Annotated in this window: 14 protein-coding genes; 8 read left to right on the forward strand and 6 right to left on the reverse strand. The window is 72.2% G+C overall.

Annotated elements, in window-relative coordinates; genetic code table 11:
- The first annotated feature begins 109 nt into the window (after positions 1 to 109).
- The 8 genes from ACWEN0_RS21090 (at position 110) to ACWEN0_RS21125 (ending at position 7,457) form a co-directional block, all read left to right on the forward strand.
- Complete coding sequence (locus tag ACWEN0_RS21090) at positions 110 to 802, forward strand: hypothetical protein (protein WP_451975794.1); 693 nt, start codon at positions 110 to 112, stop codon at positions 800 to 802.
- A gap of 87 nt (positions 803 to 889) precedes the next feature.
- Positions 890 to 1,111 carry a hypothetical protein gene (locus ACWEN0_RS21095; RefSeq protein WP_451975797.1) on the forward strand — a complete coding sequence of 74 codons (222 nt, stop codon included), beginning with the start codon at positions 890 to 892 and terminating at the stop codon, positions 1,109 to 1,111.
- A 1,537-nt stretch (positions 1,112 to 2,648) separates the two neighbouring features.
- Entirely contained in the window at positions 2,649 to 3,092 is a 444-nt protein-coding gene (locus ACWEN0_RS21100) for a YbaB/EbfC family nucleoid-associated protein (RefSeq protein WP_451975800.1), read from the forward strand.
- Complete coding sequence (locus ACWEN0_RS21105; protein WP_451975803.1) at positions 3,089 to 3,394, forward strand: hypothetical protein; 306 nt, start codon at positions 3,089 to 3,091, stop codon at positions 3,392 to 3,394. Before ACWEN0_RS21100 ends, ACWEN0_RS21105 begins: the two co-directional genes overlap by 4 nt.
- A complete protein-coding gene (locus tag ACWEN0_RS21110; protein ID WP_451975806.1) occupies positions 3,391 to 3,762 on the forward strand; it encodes a hypothetical protein in 372 nt (123 codons plus the stop codon). The genes ACWEN0_RS21105 and ACWEN0_RS21110 overlap by 4 nt, the downstream gene beginning before the upstream one ends.
- Positions 3,759 to 4,487 (forward strand): hypothetical protein, encoded by a 729-nt coding sequence (locus tag ACWEN0_RS21115; RefSeq protein WP_451975809.1) that lies wholly within the window; start codon positions 3,759 to 3,761, stop codon positions 4,485 to 4,487. The genes ACWEN0_RS21110 and ACWEN0_RS21115 overlap by 4 nt, the downstream gene beginning before the upstream one ends.
- Positions 4,484 to 5,092, forward strand: coding sequence for a DUF3558 domain-containing protein (locus tag ACWEN0_RS21120; protein WP_451975812.1), 609 nt, complete (start codon positions 4,484 to 4,486; stop codon positions 5,090 to 5,092). Before ACWEN0_RS21115 ends, ACWEN0_RS21120 begins: the two co-directional genes overlap by 4 nt.
- Positions 5,093 to 5,531: 439 nt before the next feature.
- Entirely contained in the window at positions 5,532 to 7,457 is a 1,926-nt protein-coding gene (locus ACWEN0_RS21125; protein WP_451975814.1) for a putative Ig domain-containing protein, read from the forward strand.
- Positions 7,458 to 7,511: 54 nt separating this feature from the next.
- Here the strand turns inward: ACWEN0_RS21125 and ACWEN0_RS21130 are convergent, their stop codons facing one another.
- The 6 genes from ACWEN0_RS21130 to ACWEN0_RS21155 all read right to left on the reverse strand — a co-directional run bounded on the left by ACWEN0_RS21130 (position 7,512) and on the right by ACWEN0_RS21155 (position 21,676).
- Positions 7,512 to 9,158: a M16 family metallopeptidase gene (locus ACWEN0_RS21130; RefSeq protein ID WP_451975817.1), complete on the reverse strand. Its 1,647-nt coding sequence runs from the start codon at positions 9,156 to 9,158 to the stop codon at positions 7,512 to 7,514.
- A 3-nt stretch (positions 9,159 to 9,161) separates the two neighbouring features.
- On the reverse strand, positions 9,162 to 10,097 hold the full coding sequence (locus ACWEN0_RS21135; protein ID WP_451975820.1) for a hypothetical protein: 936 nt from the start codon (positions 10,095 to 10,097) through the stop codon (positions 9,162 to 9,164).
- A gap of 129 nt (positions 10,098 to 10,226) precedes the next feature.
- Positions 10,227 to 11,990 (reverse strand): hypothetical protein, encoded by a 1,764-nt coding sequence (locus tag ACWEN0_RS21140; protein WP_451975823.1) that lies wholly within the window; start codon positions 11,988 to 11,990, stop codon positions 10,227 to 10,229.
- On the reverse strand, positions 11,983 to 17,181 hold the full coding sequence (locus ACWEN0_RS21145) for a hypothetical protein (protein WP_451975825.1): 5,199 nt from the start codon (positions 17,179 to 17,181) through the stop codon (positions 11,983 to 11,985). Before ACWEN0_RS21145 ends, ACWEN0_RS21140 begins: the two co-directional genes overlap by 8 nt.
- Positions 17,178 to 20,513 carry a hypothetical protein gene (locus ACWEN0_RS21150; RefSeq protein ID WP_451975828.1) on the reverse strand — a complete coding sequence of 1,112 codons (3,336 nt, stop codon included), beginning with the start codon at positions 20,511 to 20,513 and terminating at the stop codon, positions 17,178 to 17,180. Before ACWEN0_RS21150 ends, ACWEN0_RS21145 begins: the two co-directional genes overlap by 4 nt.
- On the reverse strand, positions 20,510 to 21,676 hold the full coding sequence (locus tag ACWEN0_RS21155) for a Kelch repeat-containing protein (protein ID WP_451975831.1): 1,167 nt from the start codon (positions 21,674 to 21,676) through the stop codon (positions 20,510 to 20,512). Before ACWEN0_RS21155 ends, ACWEN0_RS21150 begins: the two co-directional genes overlap by 4 nt.
- Positions 21,677 to 21,696: the final 20 nt, after the last annotated feature.

Raw genomic sequence — 21,696 nt, forward strand, 5'->3', positions numbered from 1 at the left:
TTTCTGAGTGGGCGCAGTTGCTCTGCGCTGCGGCTTGACGCCGCGAAACCCCACGAGAACAGCAGGAGCCAACATGAGTACACGTCTGACCGCAGCCAGAGCTGCGACGGTGACCGCCGCCGTCGCGGCGCTGCTCGGCGGAGCAGTGCAGGCGGAGGCCGCGACGACCGTCGCACCCGGCTCTCATCCGGCAGCGGCCGGAGACCGATGGACGGTGGTGGGTGCGCCGAGCGCGGTCAGCTTCCGCAACTCGCCGAACTGGAATGACGTCGGCGACGTCGGCGGATTCGTCAACGGGCAGATCGTCGAACTTTCGTGCTACGAGTTCGGCGGTCCGGCCGGCCCGTACAGCAACACGTTGTGGTACGCCGCCTACGATGAGACGACGGACGCCGTCGGATGGATCAACGACCACTACCTCAACACACCGGGCACGGCCACCGCGCCACAGCCGCAGACCGGCATCTGCAACGACACGTCCGGGTACGGTGTCGGCGACGACAACTACAGCGGTGCCGTGTTCTCCGCGGTCGACGCGGCCGGCACCGTCGCCTGGCGGAACTTCCCGAACTGGGATCACGCGTCGAGCATCGGCTTCGCAACCGGTGACGCAATCGATCTGGGGTGCTACACGTTCGGTGGTGTCGCCGGACCCTATCGCAACACCCTCTGGTACCACGCGTACGACCGTTCCCGGAACTCGTACGGGTGGATCAACGACCACAACCTGAACACCCCTGGCACCGCGGCGACACCACGTCCGCAGACATGGGAGTGCGACCCCGCGTACTACCTGCCCTGAGCACAGTCGGTGGTGCGGGTCTGATGCCCGCACCACCGCACTTAGGGGGGCAGGTGCGATGCCCTCCGTCCATGTCATCCGACGATCGTGGTCGAAAACCGGGAGAACGAGATGAAGGTCTTATGCTCGGTCAGCACGCTGATCTGGCTCATTTTCTGGACACTTCTCACCGGTGTAGTGGTGGGAGTCGTCCTGGGGCAGTCGCCGTCACCCGTCGATTCCGGCTTCGGCCTCGACCACTACCAGGTCCTGTGCAGCCCGGCACAGATCGTTCACGACAGCGCAAACACATCGGCAGCGGCACCCTGAGCAGACCCGTGCGAGGTGTCAACGCTCGGTGGTGCGGAAGGTGACCTGCGCTCGGTGGCGGATCACTCAAGCTGCAGGTCCGTGGCAAATTCTAGGGTGGGTTACAGATCAACCCGTCGGACACTCAATTGCCTCATGAAGCCGCACGTTGCGTGCCCGGTCTGCTGGTGTACCAGCAGACCGGGCAAGACTTGCCGCCGGCGCGACCGCAGCGCTGACCGTGCCGCAGGACTCAGCCCGCCTTCGGCCGCATGCGACGCCGGCACGTGGGGCACATGACTCCGTTGGCTCGGGTCCCGCAGTGCTGGCAGGTCACGGTCGGCCCGGAACGCGTCGAAGTCCCCTTGCCTTTCACTGCTCGCACGATCTGGTTCTCGACCGCGCCCTTGGTGTAGCCGATGGGGTTCATCGCGGCCTTGACGGCTCGCGGTGTAACTGCGCGTTTCGCCGTCCGTACCGGGTGGGAGATCCGGGTGACCTTGCGCCTTACACGTTTGACGGATTTCGGCATAAAGAGCTTGTAGAGCAGACCCATCGTTGTCTCCAGTTGACTCGTTCGGAGATGGATCGGGAGTTGCCGCCACGCTGTTACGCCGACCGACGTGCCGGTGTCCGGAGCTGGCAGGTCACCGGCTTCCCGAACCTGCCCGGCGATGCGGACGCCGACCGCACTTTGGGCTGATCAGGAGAAGGGCTGGTCGAAGTGCGGATTTCGACATGATTACCACTGTCTGCGTTGCTATGGTGACTGCATGTTGTGGGTACGGGGTTGGGCAGCATTACCCGGATTCATCATCCATCTGCGGCCTCGTGGTCGGGGGGCTCTTGTCCCTGGCCGCTGGTGGCAATCTGGTCGTGTTTACCGCGGGGACCTTGGTCGCGATCGTGTGGGTCGACGCATTCGGCTTCGCGGTCAACTCCACACGCGATCCAAGCGGTGCCTTCTTTCGTGGCCGTGTCTGGCACCCATGCCGTTGGCGGGCAGGCCCAGTTGCCGGTCCAGCACCTCAGCGTCTTGTCCGCCCTGATCTCGATCTTCATTGCCTTCTACTCGGCTGGCCGGCTGTTGGCAGTTGCTGGCTGGAGCAGCAGCCGTGCTAGGGGCGGCCGCTGCGCGAATCCCTGGAACAGGTCTGCGGTCGGCGGGGTCGCTGGGGGAGGAGGCGCGACCGGAGGGATGGGTCGGTCAAACACGCCGCCTCCGGTGTCGATCGAGTTCGAACAGCGTGAGCGTGTGCGTGCGGAGGGTAAGTCTCCGGAGGCTGGGGCAGGGGGCTGGTCCCGTGAAGCCGCAGGGAAGCGGGCCCTAAGTCGGCTGATCCGGGGAGACCTCCCGCTGCCGGGGACGGTGTACCGCATTGCGCCGGGTCGACCGCTCAAGACGGCCGGCGCTTCGTACCGGTGCCAGGCCTCGACCGGCGTTCGAGAGTCGTGCTTGCGTCGGCTCGAAGCGGCAGTAGGGTACCCGGCGGGGCACGTTCCGTCACTTGACGGGACTGGAGAGGGGAGCGGGAATGTGTGACGCCGTGATGCGCCAGTGATCGCACCGAACCGGGATCCGCGGCTGATGCGCCGGCAGGCCGGTGAGCTGGACGCGCGGCTGGCGAGCGCCCGGCACACCGGGCGCTCGGCCGACCAGCTGGTCACCGCGGTCGTGACGGGTCAGGGCAAGCTGGTCGACCTGCGGATCGAGGACCGGGCGCTGTACGGGGCACATGCGCAGAAGGTGGGGCTCGGCATCGTCGAAGCCGTCCGAACTGCCCGAACCGCTGCCGGGGCGGCGTCGCTGCCGCAGCTGAACGCGTTGTTCGGCAAACAACCTCTCCCGCCGGCTGCGCAAGGCCCGGAGCAAATCTCCGATGACCGGCCGATGTCACCGGAGCCGGCGCGGCGGTCGGCCGAGCCCGACGAGGACGAAAGCTTCGAGGAGTTCGACTTCCTGTCCGACGACGGATCCGAATCCGAAGGTGCTCGGTGGTGAACAGCGAAGAGAGGCTCTTCAACCTCGCCAGGGAGATCGACGCGCGGGTCGCGGCGGTGGAGCAGGCGGCGAAGGCAGGGGAAAGCCTGCCGCTGGTCCTGGCGATCGAGGCAGGTCTGGGTTCGGTGACCGTAGACGGACTGGGCGGCCTGGTGTCCGTGGACCTCGCCCGCGACGCCGTCGCCGGGCAGAACGGCGCCAGCCTGGCCGCGCACGTCCTGCGTGCGATCACCAACGCCGAATCGGCGGCCGCGGACCGGAGAAAGAGCATGGTCGACGAGGCAGCGCGGGAGGTCCGATGAGCAGCGGCAGCTTCAACCCCCTCGGCAACGCCGTCGCGGGTTCGAGCTTCGAGGTCTACCCGGAGGCGTTGCGGGCCGCGACCGATGACGTGTACGCCGCGCGCGACAAGGTCGTGGCGTTCGGCAACGAGGACCTGGCGCAGATCGTCCTGCGCGACGACGACGTCGGGATGCTCGGCGTGGCGGCGGGTGTCGTACGGGCGTTCAACGAGGCTGTCGCCCACATCCGGGACAAGTCCGCCAAGGGCGCGATGCAGCTGGAGCGGCTCGGCGAGGCGCTGGACAAGGCCGCGGACTACTACGAAACGCAGGATGATGCCGACTTCAGGCGACTGCGTGACCTCGGAGCGGGGCTGAACCGATCATGACCACACCGACGGTTCCCCCGCCGATCCCGGCCGCGCCGCCCCAGCCTTTTCCCGACGAGGCGGCCGGGAAGATCGCCAGGATCGCGGAGATGCTCGGCCGGGGCGAGATCCTCCAGTTGCTGGCAGACGTCCGGAACAAAGTGCTGGGTAACGCGGTCCAGGTGCAGAACCTGGCGATGGAGTTCGCGCAAAACCGCACGCTCGCCAACGCCGGTGACGACATCGACAACGCCGTGCAGGCGGTGGCCGGGACGTGGAACGGCCGCGGGGCCTCCCAGTTCAACGTCTATGCCGGGCATGCCGGGAAGGCGCTGACCGGGCAGCAGTCCGTCGTCTCGAGCCTCTCGGGAATCCTGGCGCAGATCGCCGACTGCGTGATCTCGACCTACAGCAAGGCCATCGAGTTCATCGGCACGTGCGCTGTCGCACTCGGCAAGCTGGGCTACAAGACGATCATCGCGATCGCGACCTCGACGATTCCCATCGTGGACGTGTTCACGTCCAAGGAGGTCCTCGATGCGGTCTTCGACGCGTTCAGCACGCTCGTCTCGTCGATCAACGGCTTGTTCTCGCAGGCCCAGAGCACTTTGGGCGGGTTCCACAGGCAGGCCGTCGCCTTGGCGCAAGGTAACACCAACTTCCCCGGCATCCCCGAGTTGCCGGGCAACTCCGGCATCGGTGACGAGAAGCAGTGGCGCATCGACCCGACGGCGGCGCCGGCATGAGGCCCTTGATCCTGACCTGCGCGGTGGTCATGTCGGTGAGCGTGCTCGGCGGCTGTGGGGCGGCAACGCCGGAGCGGGTGCTGGCCCAGCCCCCGGCTCCGCCGCAGACCGGTGCGCCCCTGCCGCTGACGCAGGTCGATCGGCCCCTCGACCTCGCGAAGTTCGACTCCGACGCGTGCAGTCTGCTGACCAAGGAGCAGGCCGCCGCCGTGGTGTCCGACCCGCCGAACGAGGTCCGGGCCAACCGGCGGGACACCCTACCCGCCTTCGGGTGCTCCTGGACGCTGCCACTGGGCGCACCGTTCTCGGCGTTGAAGCCGGTGCAAAGCCCGCGAACCCTCACGGAGCTGTCGGCGTCCACTTTGAAGACTTCCGGTGAGCTGGAACCGTGGTCCGAGACGTCGATCGAGGGTTTCCCGGCAGTCGTCTACCACGAGTTCGGGCACATGGACGAGTGCTCGGTCTCGGTTCAGGTGACCGACGACCAGATGCTGACGTTCGAGGTCACCGGCAAGAATCTGCCCGGGAGCTACTGGGACGAGGACCGGTGCGGTGGTGTCGCGACGATGGCCCAGTTCGTGATCGCCAATCTCCGGCAGGGCTGACGTACGAGGACTCGGTCGCGAGGCGGTGGGCCGACGGCGCTGTTCGCCCACAGTGGACCGTGGGACGCCGAGGGAACTCGATGCCTGGATGCGGTCGCGGATGTCCGCGGGGTCGCCGTCCTGGTCGATCGAGGCGAGCGCTTGCAAGGTCGGGTGGCCGGGCGGACTCCTGGGTGGGCGCGCAGTTCGTCCGTGAAGCGGTGACCGCAGGTTCCCCCGACTAAAGTATGTCCTTTCCGGTTTCGGATTCGTCCCCTTTGCCGGCGAGCGTCATGAGATAGCCGATTGGTTCGTGCTCCATTCGGTCGCTTTTCCGGAGGCTTGGCTCGCGACTTCGCGTCACCGTCCGAAGGTCGCTACCCGGGCGCGATCGCGCCGGGTAGACAGTGGACCGACCGATGGGTCAAACCCGTTCGCATGCATCTCTCTGGGAGGGATCGTGTCCCGTTCACCCCGAAGAATCCTCGCCGTCGCCGGTCTGTCGGCGCTGGCACTGATCATGCCCGCAGTACAAGCCGGCACCGCCTCCGCGGCCGTCGTGCATCCCACCGCCCGTGTCTGCGCCCAGACGGCAAAGCCTGGCATGGCAACGTGTTTCGCCGAACGCCAGACCGACACGATGCGGGCCTTCCTCGCGCCGAACGCCCTGCCGAGCGGGTTCGGTCCCTCGGGTCTGCGCTCCGCCTACAACCTGACCGCCAGTGGCAGCTCGTCCGCCACCGTGGCCATTGTGGACTCCAACGACGATCCGAACGCCGAGTCCGACCTCGCCACGTACCGGTCGACGTACGGCCTGCCGGCCTGCACCACCGCCAACGGTTGTTTCAAGAAGGTCAACGAAAACGGCCAGACCAGCCCGCTGCCCACGGCGGACTCCGGCTGGGCCGGTGAGATTTCCCTCGACGTGGACATGGTTTCGGCGATTTGCCCGAACTGCCACATCCTGCTCGTCGAGGCGAACCAGCCGAGCATGGCGGACCTCGGCACCGCGGTGAACACCTCGGTCGCCATGGGCGCGAAGTACGTGTCGAACAGCTACGGCGGCAGCGAGGACGGCACCGAGAACAGCTCGGACTCCAGCTACTTCCACCACCCGGGCGTCGCGATCACCGCCAGCACCGGCGACTCCGGTTACGGCATCAGCTATCCGGCGTCGTCGCAGTACGTCACCGCGGTCGGCGGCACGTCGCTGACCCAGGGCGGGGGCACCCGCGGCTGGACCGAAACCGCGTGGAGCGGCGCCGGCAGCGGCTGCTCGACCAGCGTGGCCAAGCCGTCGTTCCAGAACGTCACCACCGGATGTGCCAAGCGCGCCAACGCCGACGTCTCGGCCGTGGCCGACCCGCAGACCGGCGTCGCGGTCTACCAGACCTACGGCGGCAGCGGCTGGGCCGTCTACGGTGGCACCAGCGCCTCTTCGCCGATCATCGCCTCGGTCTACGCGCTGGCCGGCACGCCCGGCGCGTCCGACACGCCGGCCGCGTATCCCTACTCCCACACCGGAAACCTCAACGACGTGACCTCCGGCAGCAACGGCAGCTGCTCGGTCACCGTGCAGTGCAACGCCGGCGCCGGCTGGGACGGCCCGACCGGGCTCGGCACCCCCAACGGCACCGCCGCGTTCACCGCGGGCGGTTCCGGTCCCGGCCCGGTCACGGCGGCCAACCCCGGCAACCAGACCGGCACCGTCGGGACGGCCGCGAGCCTGCAGCTGTCGGCTTCCGGCGGCAGCGGCGGCTACACCTGGACGGCCACCGGCCTGCCCGCCGGGCTGTCGATCAGCACGTCCGGGCTGATTTCCGGCACCCCCACCACCGCGGGCACCTCGTCGGTGACGGCGACCGCGAAGGACTCTTCGGGGGCCACCGGCAGCACCACGTTCAGCTGGACGATCAACCCGTCCGGCGGCGGTGGCTGCTCCGGCCAGAAGCTGGGCAACCCCGGCTTCGAGGGCAGCGGTTCGTGGACCGCGACCAGCGGCGTGATCACCGATTCGTCCTCCGGTGAGGCCCCGCACGCCGGCAGCCACCTGGCCTACCTGGACGGCTACGGCAGCACGCACACCGACACCCTGTCGCAGTCGGTGGCCATCCCGGCCGGCTGCCACGCGACGCTGACCTACTACCTGCACATCGACACGGCCGAGACCACGACCACGACGCAGTACGACAAGCTGACCGTCAAGGCGGGCTCGACGACGCTCGCGTCCTACTCGAACCTCGACAAGGCCACCGGCTACCAGCTGCGCACGGTGGACGTGTCGGCGTTCGCCGGGCAGACGGTGACGCTGACCTTCACCGGTGCCGAGGACTCGTCCCTGCAGACGTCGTTCTGCATCGACGACACGGCGTTGACGTTGAGCTGACCACGGTGCGGGAGTGCCCCCTCGCGGTGGCACTCCCGCACACGGCGCCGGCGTTCAGATCCGCCGTCGCCGGATCGCCGTGAACACGAACAGGCCGCAGAGGAGCCACAGGCACCCCGCGCCGACCCAGCCGCCGGCGTCGGGTGGGTCCATCGCCATGCCCGCCGTGGCGAGCAGGGCGATCGTGCCGAACAGCGCGGCCACGATGAACAGGACCCTCGACGCGCGTTTCTGCGGTGACGCCGCCGGCCGGGCTGCCGGGGCCGGTACCTCCTGCGGCTGACGCGGTGCCTGGGGGAGTGTCCGATGGGGACCCACGGCCGCGTCGACCGTGGCGGTTGCCGCCGGGGACAGGCCGGCGAACAGCGTCGGCTCGACCTGGACCGACTGGCCGTCGGTGCCGATGAGGCGGCGGCCGCCGTCGGGCCAGGCGAGCATGGCCACGCAGTCGGCGAACCGCACCGTCGACACGCCTTCCGCAGTCACCACGCTGCACCCGTCGGCGCCCAGGACCAGCTCCGCGTCCGCCTTGTTGTGCGCCGGGAAGCGGTTTCCCGCGACCGCGGCCGGGGAAAACCCGGGCACCGCCCGGTATCCGGCCCAGTCCGCCGAACGGCCGTGCGGCGTGCGCAGCAGCACGGACGCGCCGGCCTCGACGGCGATGGCGTGGACCTCGGCCGGGCCGACCGCCCGCAGCTCGGCGATCCGGGCTTCGGCGGTCGGGACCGGCGCGCCGGACAGCAGCGCGGCCGCGTGCTCGGGCAGCCGCGCCACCTCCGCGTCCTCGCCGTAGAGCGCGGATTCGGCCTGCGCGCGGACCGTTTCGACGTCGCGGGGGTCGATCCGGCCGACCTTGAACCGGGCCAGGACGTCGACGACGCCGCCGAGCACCGCGGCCTGCTTGTCCGGCAGCGCGTCGGCCAGCCCGTAGATCTCCGCGAAGCCGTCGCCGCGGACCTGGTACGCCGTCGACACCTGGTAGGAGTAGCCGCCTTCCTGCCGCAGCTCGCGGAACAGCTCGCGTTCGAGGACCTTCGTGAAGACCTGGGCCGCGGGGCCCCGGCGCACCACCGTGCTGAAGCCGACGCTCCCTTCGCCGTGGGCGAAGTAGGCCGGTCCGTCGCCCAGGATGGCGGGCCGCGGGGGTACCGGCCGCCGGACACCGGCCGGGAGCGGCAGCCGCAACCCCGCCGGGACGTGCTCGCCCGCGATCCAGAGCGCCGCGTTCTCGCGGGTGAACCACGTCCGGGCCCAGTGGGCGACCTCCGCGGGGCCCAGCCGGGGGAGGCCGAGCTCGAGGTAGTCGGCCAGCCCGTAGCCCTGCGCCCCGTAGCGGTGGCGCAACAGCAGGCCACCCCCGCCGCGGCGGGCCTCTTCGGTGCGCAGGATCGACTTCTCGGTCTCCAGCCGGTCCATCGGGAGTTCGTTCAGCGACGCGCAGACGCTGCCGAGGAACGCGACGACCTCGGCTTCGGTACCCGCCATTTCGAAGTACGTGTGGTCGGCGGCCGTCGCGCCGCCGAAGTGGTGCTCGCCGACCCCGAACCGGTGCAGCGCGAGGTGTTCGACCAGGTGCGTGACGCCGGCCGTCGCGAGGGTCTCGTCGGCCCGGCCGACGCGGAAGACCAGGCCGGCGCTCAGCGGCCCGGATCTCTTGACCGCGACGGCGGGAACCCCGTCGACCTCGAAGGTGGACAGCATGGTTCAGCCTTTCGCGAGGGCGCGGGCGCGGTGCTGCGCGTGCGCGGCGACCGGGTCGGGCAGGTACTGCCAGGGCAGTTCGCTGGCGTGCCCGTCGAGGGCGCGGAAGTGCACGGCCGCGCGCGGCAGGTCGCCGATCAGGCTGAACGCCATGGCGAACGTGCTGTGCCCGGCCACCCAGCCGAACCGCGAGCGGTAGGCGGGGTGCAGCACCGACGCCGACGCCGCGGCGATGATCTCTTCCCGCACGGCGGGCTGGCGGAGGTAGTCGTCGCCCGCCTTGGCGCCGAGCTCCAGGTACAGCTCCGGGACCAGGACGCCCTGGGGGCCGCCGGGACGCGCGGCGGTCGTGCATTCGCGGACGAACGCGTGCGCGGCTTCCCAGGAACCGCCCCATTTCGGGCACACCTGCTGGAGCAGGTTGCGTTGCGCGGCCAGGAAACCGGGGTGGTGGGCGGTCAGCCGGTCGTAGCGGCGCCGTGCCTCGCTCTGGCCCAGTCCCAGCCCGCGCGCGGTGGTCAGCCGCAGCCACCAGGCCGTCTCGTTCTCCGGTTCGCGGGCGGTGACGTCGATCAGCAGCTGCTCGGCCTGCCGCAAGTGGTCGTGCAGGGCGGCGAACTGCTCGCGGCTGACCCCGCTGGCCCGGCCCGAGCCACGGATCGTCCACCCCCGCTGGACGAGCTGGGCGGCGAGCAGTACCCGGGCCAGCGTGGCGCGGGGTTCCCGTTCCACGACGGCGCGGAGCATCGGTTCGGCCGCCGGGACCGCCATGGTGATGCTCACGCCGAAACTGCGTTCGTCCGGCTCGGTGAACCGGGCGAAAAAGCCCGAAACGGTCGGCCAGTCGCCCGCCTCCGCCGCGGACCTCAGCACACCGGCTTCCGGGTAGGCCGCGGCCGGGTCGAAAACCGGCGCCGACGCCAAGCCGGTGGAGTTCATGGGAATTCCTTTACCAAACGGGAAGGAGCGAGCTCTGGACTCTACTTCGCCCCATCGGCCCGGCCGACAGGCGGCCGGACCAACGATTTCCCGTGCTGGTGGGGAATTTTCCGATGCGACCGACCCCGGTCACGCCTCCTTCGTCAGGTCGAACGACAGGCCGGAAGAGCGTTCGCCGCGGCCGACGTCGCGGTGGACGCTCAGCCAGAGGGCCACCCGGCCGGTCTTCGTGCGGGTGCGGTTGTACGCGACCGTCAAGCGGGTGCCCGATCTCGGGACCTCTTCCTCGTTGACGAAGTACCGGTCGCCGCGGTCGAACCCTTCGCGCAGCAGGGCGGTTCTCGGGCGGATCAGGCTCGCGTCCACCTCGCTCGGCATCGCCGCGCGCTGCAGCTGGACCGCGCGGGTGTCGCCCGGTACGTGCACCGGGATGAACGGGATCCAGTTCTCCGGCACGGAACTGATCGCGTCGTACGCGATCGGCGCGCGCGGGGCGTCCGGTGCGGGCTCCTGGTGCTGCCGGCGGCGGAAGGCGAGCGATTCGGCCGCCATCTCGTCGCCCGAACGGCCTTCGCCGGTCGTCGTGCGGACGGTCTGCTCGATGCCCCACACCAGGTTCGCGCTCTCGTCGCGCACCAGGGCGACGTCCTCGAGCGCCGGGCCGGTCGCCACCTTCGGCGTCCCGGGTGGCAGCAGCAGGCCGGGGTCCCCACCCAGGCGGTACATCGACCAGTGCTCGGCGGCGCCGGCCGGGGTGATCCAGCGCCGCTCGCCGAACACGTCGGTCACGCACAGGCCCTGGACCGTGGCGAACGTCCCGGCCGGCAGGTCGCACGGCAGCTGGTACCAGTCGTTGCTGAAGACCAGCGCGAACTCGAGGAAGATCAGCCGGGCCAGGTCGGTGCTGTCCGGGGTGACCGCGGCGAAGTTCGTCTTGCCGTCCTCGACCGCCCACCAGCGCGGCAGCGGCATGCCCGAGTACCGCACCGGGGAGGGGAACACGGTCCGGTTCAGCGTGACCGGCACCGGAGTGGTGCCCAGGGACCCCGGCGCGGCGGAGAACGCGTGCCAGTCCAGCTCGCCGCCGGGGTATTCCGGGGCGGTCAGCACCCGGTCGCCGGCGCCGACGGAGAACCGGTGCTCCAGCCGTCGGGGATCCCACGCCGAGTCGCCCGACGGCCGGTCGGCGGTGATCCCGCCGGGCTGGTCGATCAGGTCGTCGAACCACCCGGTCAGCCGGGGGCCCAGCGCGTCGAGCTGGATCCGGCGCTGGCGCGACTGGTTCTTGAGCCCGTCGGAGGCGTGCCCGCCGCCCTTGAGGTGCTGGTAGAGCAGGTACCCGTCCATCCGGCGGCCGGCCACCGCCTGCGTCGCCGCCCAGACCTCGGGGTGGGCGAGCTGGGACGCGTCGGCCGGGCCGGGCAGCGCGATCGGGTACAGCGCGACGAACTGGTCTGCGGTGTCGTGCAGCCCGGACGCCTTGGCGAGCAGCCGCAGCCACCGGCGGCCCAGCGCCAGGCGCAGGTCGAACGAGATCGGCTCGTCGCCGAACGCGAACGGCAGCGGCCGCCGCTCGGCGACCGTCTCGAGGGGACGGTCCGGCGGCAGCGGGCCCGGGGTGCCGTCCGGGTCGGCGTCGGTGCGGAACTGCCCCGGCGTGCTCGCGGTGACCGAATAGGTGGCGGTCACCGGCGAACCGGCGTCGCTGCCGCGGAACTCGCCGAGCTGCCACTGCCGGGCCAGCAGCCACAACGGGTCGCGCACGTCGGCGCGCAGCGCCCGGCCGAAGTCGGTCGTGCGCGGCCGGCCTTCGAGGCGGTTCCAGACCCCGACCGCCGGGTTTTCGCGGCGGGTCAGCGCGCCGGCGAGGTCGGCGATGCGAAGCTCACTCATGGTCTGCCTTCCAGCGGGAGTTGGCGATCGCCAGGTCGGTGCTGATCGTGATCGGCTGCACGGTGGCCGACAGCACGGTGGCCGGCAGCAGGTGCGCGTACCCGGTGTCGTCCAAGTGCACCGGTTCGACGAGCCGGGTCTTGGCCAGGTCGAAGGTTTCGTTGACGGCGGCGACGAGGTCGTCGGCCGCCCAGGTCCCGGTCTTCACCGGCGGGGTCACCAGCAGCATCGCCTGCGGGGGCTCGGAGTCCGGGCTGTCCGCGTGGACGGCGATGCTCGTGGTCTCCTTGTCGGCGGGGATCACTTCGGTCCACTCGTCGAAGAGCAGGCCGCATTCGCTGTCGGCATTGCGCGCCGGTTCGGTCGCGTAGTGCGCGGTGAACAGCAACCGGTCCTCGGTGAGGTCGGCGCCGGCCGCGAACTCCAGGCCGAGCCAGTGGTCGTTCGACCGCAGCGGCAGCTGGATCGGCTGCAGGAGCGTGGTGCCGTCGTCGAAGTCGTCGTCGCCGCGCAGGGCTTCGCTGAGCACGACGACGCGTTCCCAGAGCCGCGGCATTTCGCGGACCCGGGCGATGCCGTGCAGCCAGTCGTCCACCGGGAAGTCCCGGTTGAGCGGGGCCTGCGTCAGGTGCTTCACGAGGTCGTCGCTGTCGTCGAGGGCGTCGTGCAGGTCCGCGGCGAGCGGGCCGGGCAGCGCGTACTCGGGCACCACGAGGACGTCGGTGCCGAGCATCGCCCGCAGGGCCTCGATGGCGGACTTCGTGCGGTCCGCCGGCGTCACGGCCTGGTCGAAGGCGGTGAGCGCGGTGGCCGCCGCCGCCAGCCGGCCGGTGACCTCGGTCTGCAGCGCGCGGGCCCGGCTCAGCAGCTCGAGGCCGAAGGCCACGACCTGGTCCTGGACCGGGGTCAGGTCCAGGCCGGTGGGGTCGAAGGCGGTCAGCGGCAGCAGGCGCGCGACGTCGTGGAGCAGGTCGGACAGCGTCGACGTGCCGGTGCCGGCGATGCCCTGGAGGTCGTGGAGCCTGTCGGCGAAGTCGTCCCGCTTGTGGCGGACCGTCGAGCGGAACTCGTTCGGGGTCTTCGGGTCGAGGACCGGGGTGGTGGCGACGAGCCGTTCGGCCTGCCGCAGCAGCCGGATGCGCTCGGCGTCCGGAGTGGACTTCGGCAGCGCGTCGTACGCGGTGAGCAGCGCGTTGGCGGCGGCGAGCGCGCCGGCCATCCGGTCGGCGACGGCGGCCACCGCGGCCAGCACGGCCGAGAAGACCCCGCGCCGCCACGCCACCAGCTCGCCCCAGCCGCTGCGGACCACGCCGAAGCCGGCCGCGGTGGTGACCAGTTCGGCGTACCGCGTCAGCAGCGTGTCGATGCGGTCGAGCACGTCGGCGCGCTTCGGCGGCGCGGGTGAGGGCGGGTACAGCCGCGCGACGTCCCCGATGTAGGCCGCGACGTCGTCGCCCAGGTCGCCGAGCGCGTCCCGCACCGCTTCCGGTCGCCGGCGCGTGACCGTGACGGCGTCGTCGAGGGTCCGGTCCACCGCGGCGGTCCCGGCCGCCGGGACGAGGTCGGTCGGGCGCAGGGGACGCCCGGTCGTCAGCAGCGTCCGCAGCGCGGTGATCAGCGGGGACAGCTCGAAGAAGGTGATCTTGCCGTCGATCCGCTGGGTGTAGTTGATGGTCAGTTCGGCGTCGGGACGCGGGTGGTCGTGCTCGACGACGACCCCGACGATCCGGTCGTCGAGCTCGGCCATCGCCGGGTCGCCGGTCGGCCGCACCGCCCAGAGCAGGTCGATCGGCGAGAGGCCCAGCTCGTCCTGGGTGACGTCGTGGTGCTGCGGGTGGCCGTCCTCGTCGGTCCAGGTGACGTGGACCGCGACGTTTCTCGGCGACGGCAGCAGGCTCGGCAGCCAGTCGTCGACGGCGGGTTCGGCCTTGGCGCGGGGCGAGTCGCTGCCGCCCGGGTTCAGCCCGGTGCGCAACCGGAGACCGAACCGGTGGGTGAGCGTCGTGCCGCTGCGCGGGGTTTCGATCACCGCGGGCTCGGGCGGCAGGCCGTCCTTGGCGTAGGCGTCGAGCGTCGCCGAGGCCCGCTCGGCATTGCCGGCGAGCGCCTGGTGGGCGGACTCGGCGACGGCGAGGTCGGCGACGGCGTCGTTGGCGTCGAGCAGCAGGGCGGCCTCGTCGCTGATGGCCTTCTTCTGGTCGGCGTCCGCGCCGGGCAGGCCGTCGAGGCCGAACGGGTAGGTCTGCGACACCCCCGCGGTGTTGAGGTGCCGCACCAGCGCGAGCCCGTCGACGACGTTCCCGGCCTCGACCTGCGTGATCTTGTCCGGCTCGGCCGCGGTCTCGGTGATCTTCCCGGCGCGCAACGGGAACGCCAGCCGCAGCCCGGCGATGAACCGGTCGACCTCGGCCTGGGCGTGGCGGTCGTGCAGCCCGCGCTCGAACCGGTAGCCGAGCAGCGCGCCGAGCGACTGGCCCTGCCGCAGCCCGCCCAGGATCCCCAGCGCGACGCGGACGCGGTCGGAGCCGAGGTTCACCGCGAACGTGCCGGGGTTTTCGGGGGTGCGGTTGGCGGCGTAGCCGGCGCGCAGCACGGCCGCGGTGCGGGCGTGCGCCGGCGACGGCGTGTGCACGAAGCCTTCGTTCTTTTCGTCGTGCAGCAACGGTTTCCCGCCGGCGAACACCGTGGCGAGCGGGCCGGTGAGGGTGACCGGGGTGAGCGGGTCGGTGCTCGGGCGGACGTCTTCCAGCCAGCCGTACGCGCCGAGGTGCAGCCCCGGCTTCGCGGTGCCGGTGCCGCCGGGCCCGAACCGCAGCTCGGCCAGCCGTTCGGTGGCCAGCCCCAGCCGCCACGCGTCGAGCCGGTACGCGGCCAGGTCGAGGTGCTCGGCGAGCACCCGCTCCAGCTTGGCCGTGGGCAGCCCGGCCAGCAGCCCGAGCGCGGTGACCTGCTCGGCCAGCGCGGCGGTCGGCCCCGGCTGGTGCAGGACGCCCGGGATGAAGTCGACGAGCAGCTGCTGCGGGTCGCCGGTGACGGCGGGCGCGGGGGAGTACAGCAGCCGGAACCGGCTCTCGCTCAGCGTCTGTTCGCCGTCGGCCGGGAGGTGGACGTGGATGAACGGCGAGTCCGCTGTGGACAGTCCGGGCACGCCGGCGGCGCGGGCGAGGGCCCGGGCCGCGTCGTCCCAGCCGAGCAGGACGGCGTGCCGCAGCAACAGGTAGCACACCGCCGCCGGGGGTGTGTCGTCGGTGAAGCCCAGCTCCAGCCGGATGGCGTCGAGGTCGGTGCCGGCCAGGTCCGCCAGCCGGCGCACGTAGTTCTTGTGGTCCGGCGTGTAGTCCCGGATCGGGTCGGTCTCCGACAGCGGGCGGTCGTCGACGAGCGGCGCCAGGATCGGCTGCTGGAAGTCGGTGAACAACCGGCGCAGCAGGTCCGGGTCCCGGCCGGGGCCGGTGTCCGCGCCGAAGCGCGCGAGCAGGGCCCGCACGGGTCCCGTGAGCCCCAGCCCGTCGAGCGCCGGCTGCACGGTCGAGCCCAGCCCGCCGAGGTTCTCCCGGTTGAAGAGGTCCTCGACGCTCTGGGCGTACCGCTGGTGGTACTCGGCCGAGGTCGGCTGCAGCGCCACGAGGTCCAGGAGGCGCTGGTGCGGGTCGGGCGCGGCGGGGTCCAGGCGCGGCACCCGGGCGACGGCCGCCGTCCAGTCCGCGCCCGCCGCGGTGAGCACCTTGTTCAGCGCGCGGCGGTGGGTGGCCGTGTCGGGGTAGGCGAGCTTGGAGAACACCGTCGTCGGCAGGATGCCGTAGGGCTGGCGCCCGATCTTGACGGCGGGCAGCGGGCCGCGGCCGGACACGTACTTCAGGAAGAAGTCGCGGGTGGCGGCGACGGCGTCGGGGCCCAGCAGCGGGTTGAGCGCGGTCTGCAGGAAATAGCCCCAGGTCGCCGGCCACAGCGCGGTGTTGGCGGCCCGGGCGTCGCGCTGGTCGGTGCCGTCGGCGTTCGGCATCCCGGTGAGCACGCCGGCGTCGAGGCCGAGCAGGTCGGCGAAGATCCGGCCGTCGGTCCGGCTCGTCCAGTCCGCCGCGGCGGCGGTCGCGGCGGCGCCGGTGCTGCTGCGCAAGGCCGCGGCTGCTTCGTCCTCGGCGGCCTGCCCGGCGTCCTGGGTGTCGGTGTTGTTCGTCGGGGTGCCCTGCGGCAGCAGGGCGAACCCGTCCGGGCCGCGCAGCTGCCGGGTGATGAGGCCGGCGAGGTCGGTCGCGGTCTTGGCCGGCGCGGACTGCTCGCGCAGCCCGAACGCGACGAGCCGGTCGAGCCCGCCGCGGATCTCGTCGGTCAGCGGGATCCGCACGCCCATCCCGACCGCGACCGCGCGGTCGAAGTCGGTCAGCCACCGCAGGTCGTCCGGGACGTGCAGGGCGCCGGTCTGCTCGTTCACGCTGATCTGGTCGGCGGCGTTGGGGTCCGGGCTGACCGACAGTGTCGCCGGCACCGCCGCCCCCGTCACGGACACGACCTGGCGGCTCCCGAGGTAGCCGCGCACCTGGAACCGGTCCGGCAGCAGCTGGGCGCGCGCCGGCTGCGTCCACGAGTCCGCCGCGGTGCTGCCGGCCGGCGGCGGGGCGAGCACGAGGAACGCGACCGCGACGTCGTCCACCGCGCTCACCGCCGCACCGTCCACTCCGGACGGACGGCGGGCGCGGATCGCGTTCGCCCGCGTGTCGTTGTTGCCCACCGCGGCACGCAGGGCGGCGTCCGCCTGCCGCAGCTCCAGCCGGTCGCCGTGCGCCCGCCACACCGCGGTCCAGTACGCGATCGCCGGCGCCTTGTCGTTCGCGGCCACCGCGGCGGTGGTCCGCACGACGAGCACGACGGTGGTGTCCGGCAGCCCGCCCGGCTCGTCGGCGGGGTTCGCGGGCACCCGGGTGGTCAGCAGCCAGGCGGCGCGCCCCGGGGAGACGCGCCGGGTCAGCTCCTGCCACGCGGCGTCCAGGGGGACCGGCCGGTTCGCGGCGGCCCACCGGGCGGTCCAGTATGCGTCGACCGCGCCGATCTCGGCCGTCGCGGGCTTCGTTTCGAACTTGTCCACCGACCACTCGTCCGGGAACACCCGGACCAGCAGCTCGGTCGCCGTGAACCGGGTTTCCAGCCGGACCGGGCCGAGCAGCACCGGGAAGTCGTCACTCAAGGCGGTCATCGCGGCAACATCTCCTGAGCGTGCACGGCCACCATGACGGGGACCTGGAAAAGGATGTAGGCGAGGTCGGCCGAACCGAGGCCCGAGAACCACAGCGGCAGGTTCTCGTCTTCGGCGCGCTGGTCCTTCTTCTCGCGGTCGTCGCCGGAGTGGTCGAAGTCGCCGAGGGCGACCTGGACGGCCGGGTCCAGCTCGAGGAACCCGGTCCGGCCGGGGTCGACGTCGTCCCAGGTGAGGTCGTTCCACACCTCGACGTGGGTGGGCGGCCCGTCGTCGACGCCGAAGCGCGGGTCGCCGGGGCGTTCCTTCAGCACGAAGAACCAGCCGGGGTCGACCCCGGGCGTGCCCAGGGCTTCGTCGGCGTCGAGGTCGAAGCCGAGCAGGTAGATGTCCGGCTCGACCTTGGCCTCGTACCGGGGCAGCCGGACCAGCTCCGGCGACGGCAGCCCGTCGAGCGGCAGGTCGGCGAGCTCGCGGGGCTGGGACGGGTCGTCGCCGGGGAACTGCGCGCGCTGCGCGTAGATCGCGGCCGTCGGGTACTTCTTGAGCAGCTCGCCGCGGACGACCAGGACGAGGTCGTCGCGTTGCGGGCCACCGGGACGCGGGTCGTCCGGCTTCCGGTTTTCGTTGTCCCCCAGCCGGGTCGTGGTCGGCCACTCGTGGATCGGCGGGATGTCGTAGCCGCGTTCCCGCCGCTGCGCCGGGGTCTCGTCCGGCACGGGCAGTGTTGCGACCGGGTCCCAGAACTGCCGGAACGGCGTCCCGCGCTGGTCGGTCGGGTACTCCCGCCACAGCAGCTCGCGGGCCAATTCGTGGTTGAGGCCGACGAGGAAGGACTCGATGAACTCGCGGTTGTTCGCCAGCAGGGTGATGGAGTTCGGCGGCAGCAGGCTCAGGTTGGGGACGAGGCTGTCGACCGAGACGTCCAGCAGCGTCTTGTAGGCCGGGACGTCGAACACCGGGTAGGCCATGGCCTCGATGAACTGCGCGGCGAAGGGCCGCAGCCGTTCGGGCAGGCTGACCGAGCCTTCGAGCAGCGCGCGGGGCACGGTCTCGTCGGCGTTCAGGCCGGCGAGCACCGAGGTGGTGGTCTCGACGACGTCCAGTGCCGGCGCGGGTTTGACGTGCCCGGCCGCCACGCCCGCGTCGAAGCCCTGGTGCAGTTCGCGCAGGGCGGCTTTGAACCGCTGGGCCTCGGCGCTGTCGGCGGTGCCGGGGTGCGGCGCGACCGGGTCGCCGAGGGCGCGCAGCACGAAGTCCGGGCTCTGCGGAAGCGAGTCGACGGGATCGGCGTCCGGTGGCCGGGTCGGGTGCAGCGTGGCGGCGAGGTCCCGGGGCGTGACGAGCGCACCGGGGGTGACCTTCACCGGCGCGGCGACGACCGGGTCGACGGCAGCGTCCATTCTGGACAGCAGCGCGCCGGCCTGCCCGGCGAAGGGCAGGGTCCGCATCAGCCGCGAGCCGGGCCGGGTGATGCGGCGCATCGCGGGCGACACGGGCGCGGCGGCGACCCGGCTGCTCGCCACCCGGAACCCGACGGCGACCTGGTCGCCGGGATCGGCGACCAGCCCGGCGGCCACGCGACTCCTGCGGCTTGCGGGGCCCGTAGCGCTTGCGCCGCCCTCGGTGGCCACGCGACTCCCGCGGCTTGCGGGGCCGCCGCTGCTTGCCGGGTCGCCGTCGCGCGCGCCGCCCTCGGTGGCCCCGCGACCCTCGCCGCTCGCGGTGCCGCTGTCGGCTCCCGTGGCGGAGGGGGTGCTGCTCGCCGTCGTGGTCACCCGTGAATGCGCCGGGGCCGTGAGCGTCAGCGACCGGCCCGGTGCCGACGCCGGGGCGGCGGCGAGCGCGGCGAACCCGCTCCCGGCCGGCGGGTCGATGTGCTTGGCCTGCAGGACGTTCCCGACCTCGCGGGCGAGCTGCGCGGCCCGGATCCGGGCGTTCGCGACCAGGACGTCGCCGACCTGGGCCCAGGCCGCGGCCATCAGCTCCTCGTCGTGGGCGCGGACGACGCCGGTGCCGAGGTTCGCCGCGATCCGGAACCGCGGGTCGAGGTTGAGCCGGTGCAGCCAGCCGCGCAGGACCTCCGGGGAGACCGGGGTGCCGTCCTCGTCGTTCAGCAGCCGGGTGGTCAGCGCGTGCCAGCGCCCGTACAGCGGCGGCGTGATCACCGGGTCCGGGCCGGTCGTGGCCGCCGGGCTCGCCGCGTGGGCCGCCGTGGGCTCGTGGCGCTGGTAGTCGTCGGCCAGGTTGACCAAGCCGGCCATGGCCACTTCGAACGGGTGCGGGTACGGCGGTGCCTCGCCGGTGTCGACGAAGTGGTCCCAGTTGTCCGCCGGGTCGACCGGGTCGCCGGTGCGCTCGGGCACCTTCAGCGCGCCGCGCAGCGGCAGCACGCCACCCTGGTCCGTGATCGGCGGCAGGGCGAGGCCGGGCGGCCGGTGGACGTCGAGGTCCCGGCGGCCGATCCGCGGGTCCGGCGCCTGCGGGCGCAGCAACCGGACCAGGAACTCGAAGTCGCCCGCGGTGCCGGTCGAGAAGGCCCAGCGGTGGTAGTACGGCAGGACGCCCTCGAGCGGGCGGTTCGCGAAGTGCGGGCCCCAGCTCGAGTACAGCGCGTTCGGCGCCACCGCCGGGTCCAGCCCGAGCCCCGCGAGCCGGCCGGACTCGAAGGCCGGCACGAGGAACGCCTCGTACGCCGTGTCCGGCTGGAGGTGACGCGGGCAGATCAGCCGGGAGCAGGCGTTGTCGGCGTTGGTGCGCACCACTTCGGTGAACGCGGCCAGCGCGGCGGCCGTGCCGTCGGTGGCGACCGGATCGGCCAGCGAGCCGTTGACGTGCACGTGCGCCCAGGCGCCGAGCTGGTCCGGCGGCGGCAGGGTGCCGGCCGGGTTCGCGACGGTGATCGCGGGCAGCGGCCCGCCGGTCTTCGGGACTTCGGTGAACTCCTCGCCGGTGGCCAGCACGACGAGCGCCAGCCACGGCGTGAGCCGCGCGGTGTGCCCGTCCGCGGCGGCCGGGCTGTAGCGCCAGAGGAAGTCCTCTTCGGAGAACTCGATGTGCGCCAGGTAGTTCGGCTCGAAGTTCGGCACGCCGGCCCGCGGTTCGGTGCGGGAGATCGCCCGCGGGTCGACGCCGACGACGTCGCCGGGCCCGTACAGCTGGACGTCGCGGTTCACCGGCTGGGTCAGGGTTTCGTGCCCGGTGACCGGGTCGCCGGAGACCAGCAGCCGCACCTGGACGGTGGCCCGCACGCCGGCCTGCGGCGGGGCCGTCACCTGGGTGCTGATCCCCGTCCGCAGCCAGGGCAGGAAGGTGTAGGCGTTCGTGGTCACGCGTCACCCCCGGCGAACAGTTCCGTGGTGGGGGTCAGCTCGGTGACGGCCGGGTCGGCGGCGGCCAGCCCGGACCGGACGACGCCGCCGGCGATCGCCGCCCCGCCGTCGCCGAGGGGTGCGGCGGCGAAGGCCCACCGCCCGGTCTCGAGCCCGGCGGCCGCCGTCCACTCGTCGTGGCCGGCGTCGTAGACGAACGCGCTGCGGTAGCCGGCCTCGTCGCGGTCGCTCGCGGCTCCGCCGACGACCAGCACCCGGCCCTCGCCGACCGGGACGGCCCGGTGGAACGCCCGCCCGGCCGGCATCGGGGCTTTCTCCGTCCACTTCCCGTCGCCCAGCACGAACACCTCGGTGGACCGCTGGCTGAACGGGTCGTACGGGGCGGTGCCGGGCGAGCCCGGCGCGGTCCCGCCGGTGACGAGCACGGTGGTGCCGGACAGCCGGGTCGCCTGGTGGTGCCGGCGGGCCCGCAGCAGCGCGCCGGTCGGGGCCCACACCTTCTTGCCCGAGTCGTACAGCTCGCAGAAGGCGAGCGCCGGGTCGTCGGGGACGCCCACCGGCACGACGCCGCCGACGACCAGGACCATCCCGTTGTCGAGCGCGACGGCGGTGTGCCCGGTGCGGGCGTCGGTCATCGCGGGGGCTTCGTGCCACTTCCCGTCGCTCGGGGTGTAGCGCTCCGCCGATCGCAGGGCCGTGGTGCTCCCGCCCGGGCGGGCCGCGCTGCCGCCGGCGACGAGCACCGAGCCGTCGTCCAGCAGCACGGCGCTGTGGCCCCAGCGGGGCGTGAGCATCGTGCCCGTGGTGGTCCACTGGTTGGCGGTGTCGCCGTCCGGGTGGTAGATCTCGGCGCTGCCGAGCCCGGGCCCGGTCGGGGACGAGCCGCCGAGACCGCCGGCGGCGAGGACCGTCCCGTCCTGCAGGCGGGTGAGGGTGTGCAGCTGCCGGGGCGAGCGCATCGTGCCGGTCGGGGTCCAGGTGCCGGCCGTGCCGAGCGTCGCGGCGGTGCTGAGCGCGGCGCCGGTGGCGTCCGTGCCGCCCGCCACGAGGACGACGCCGGCGCCGAGGGCGACCGCGCCGTCGTGCTGGCCGTACCAGGCGGCGGGGGTGGGCAGGTCGTGGGCGTCGGTCCAGGTGCCGAGAGCCGCGGTGAGCGTGGTCATCGTGGGTTCCTTCGTTGACG

Source organism: Amycolatopsis sp. NPDC004378 (assembly GCF_053602455.1).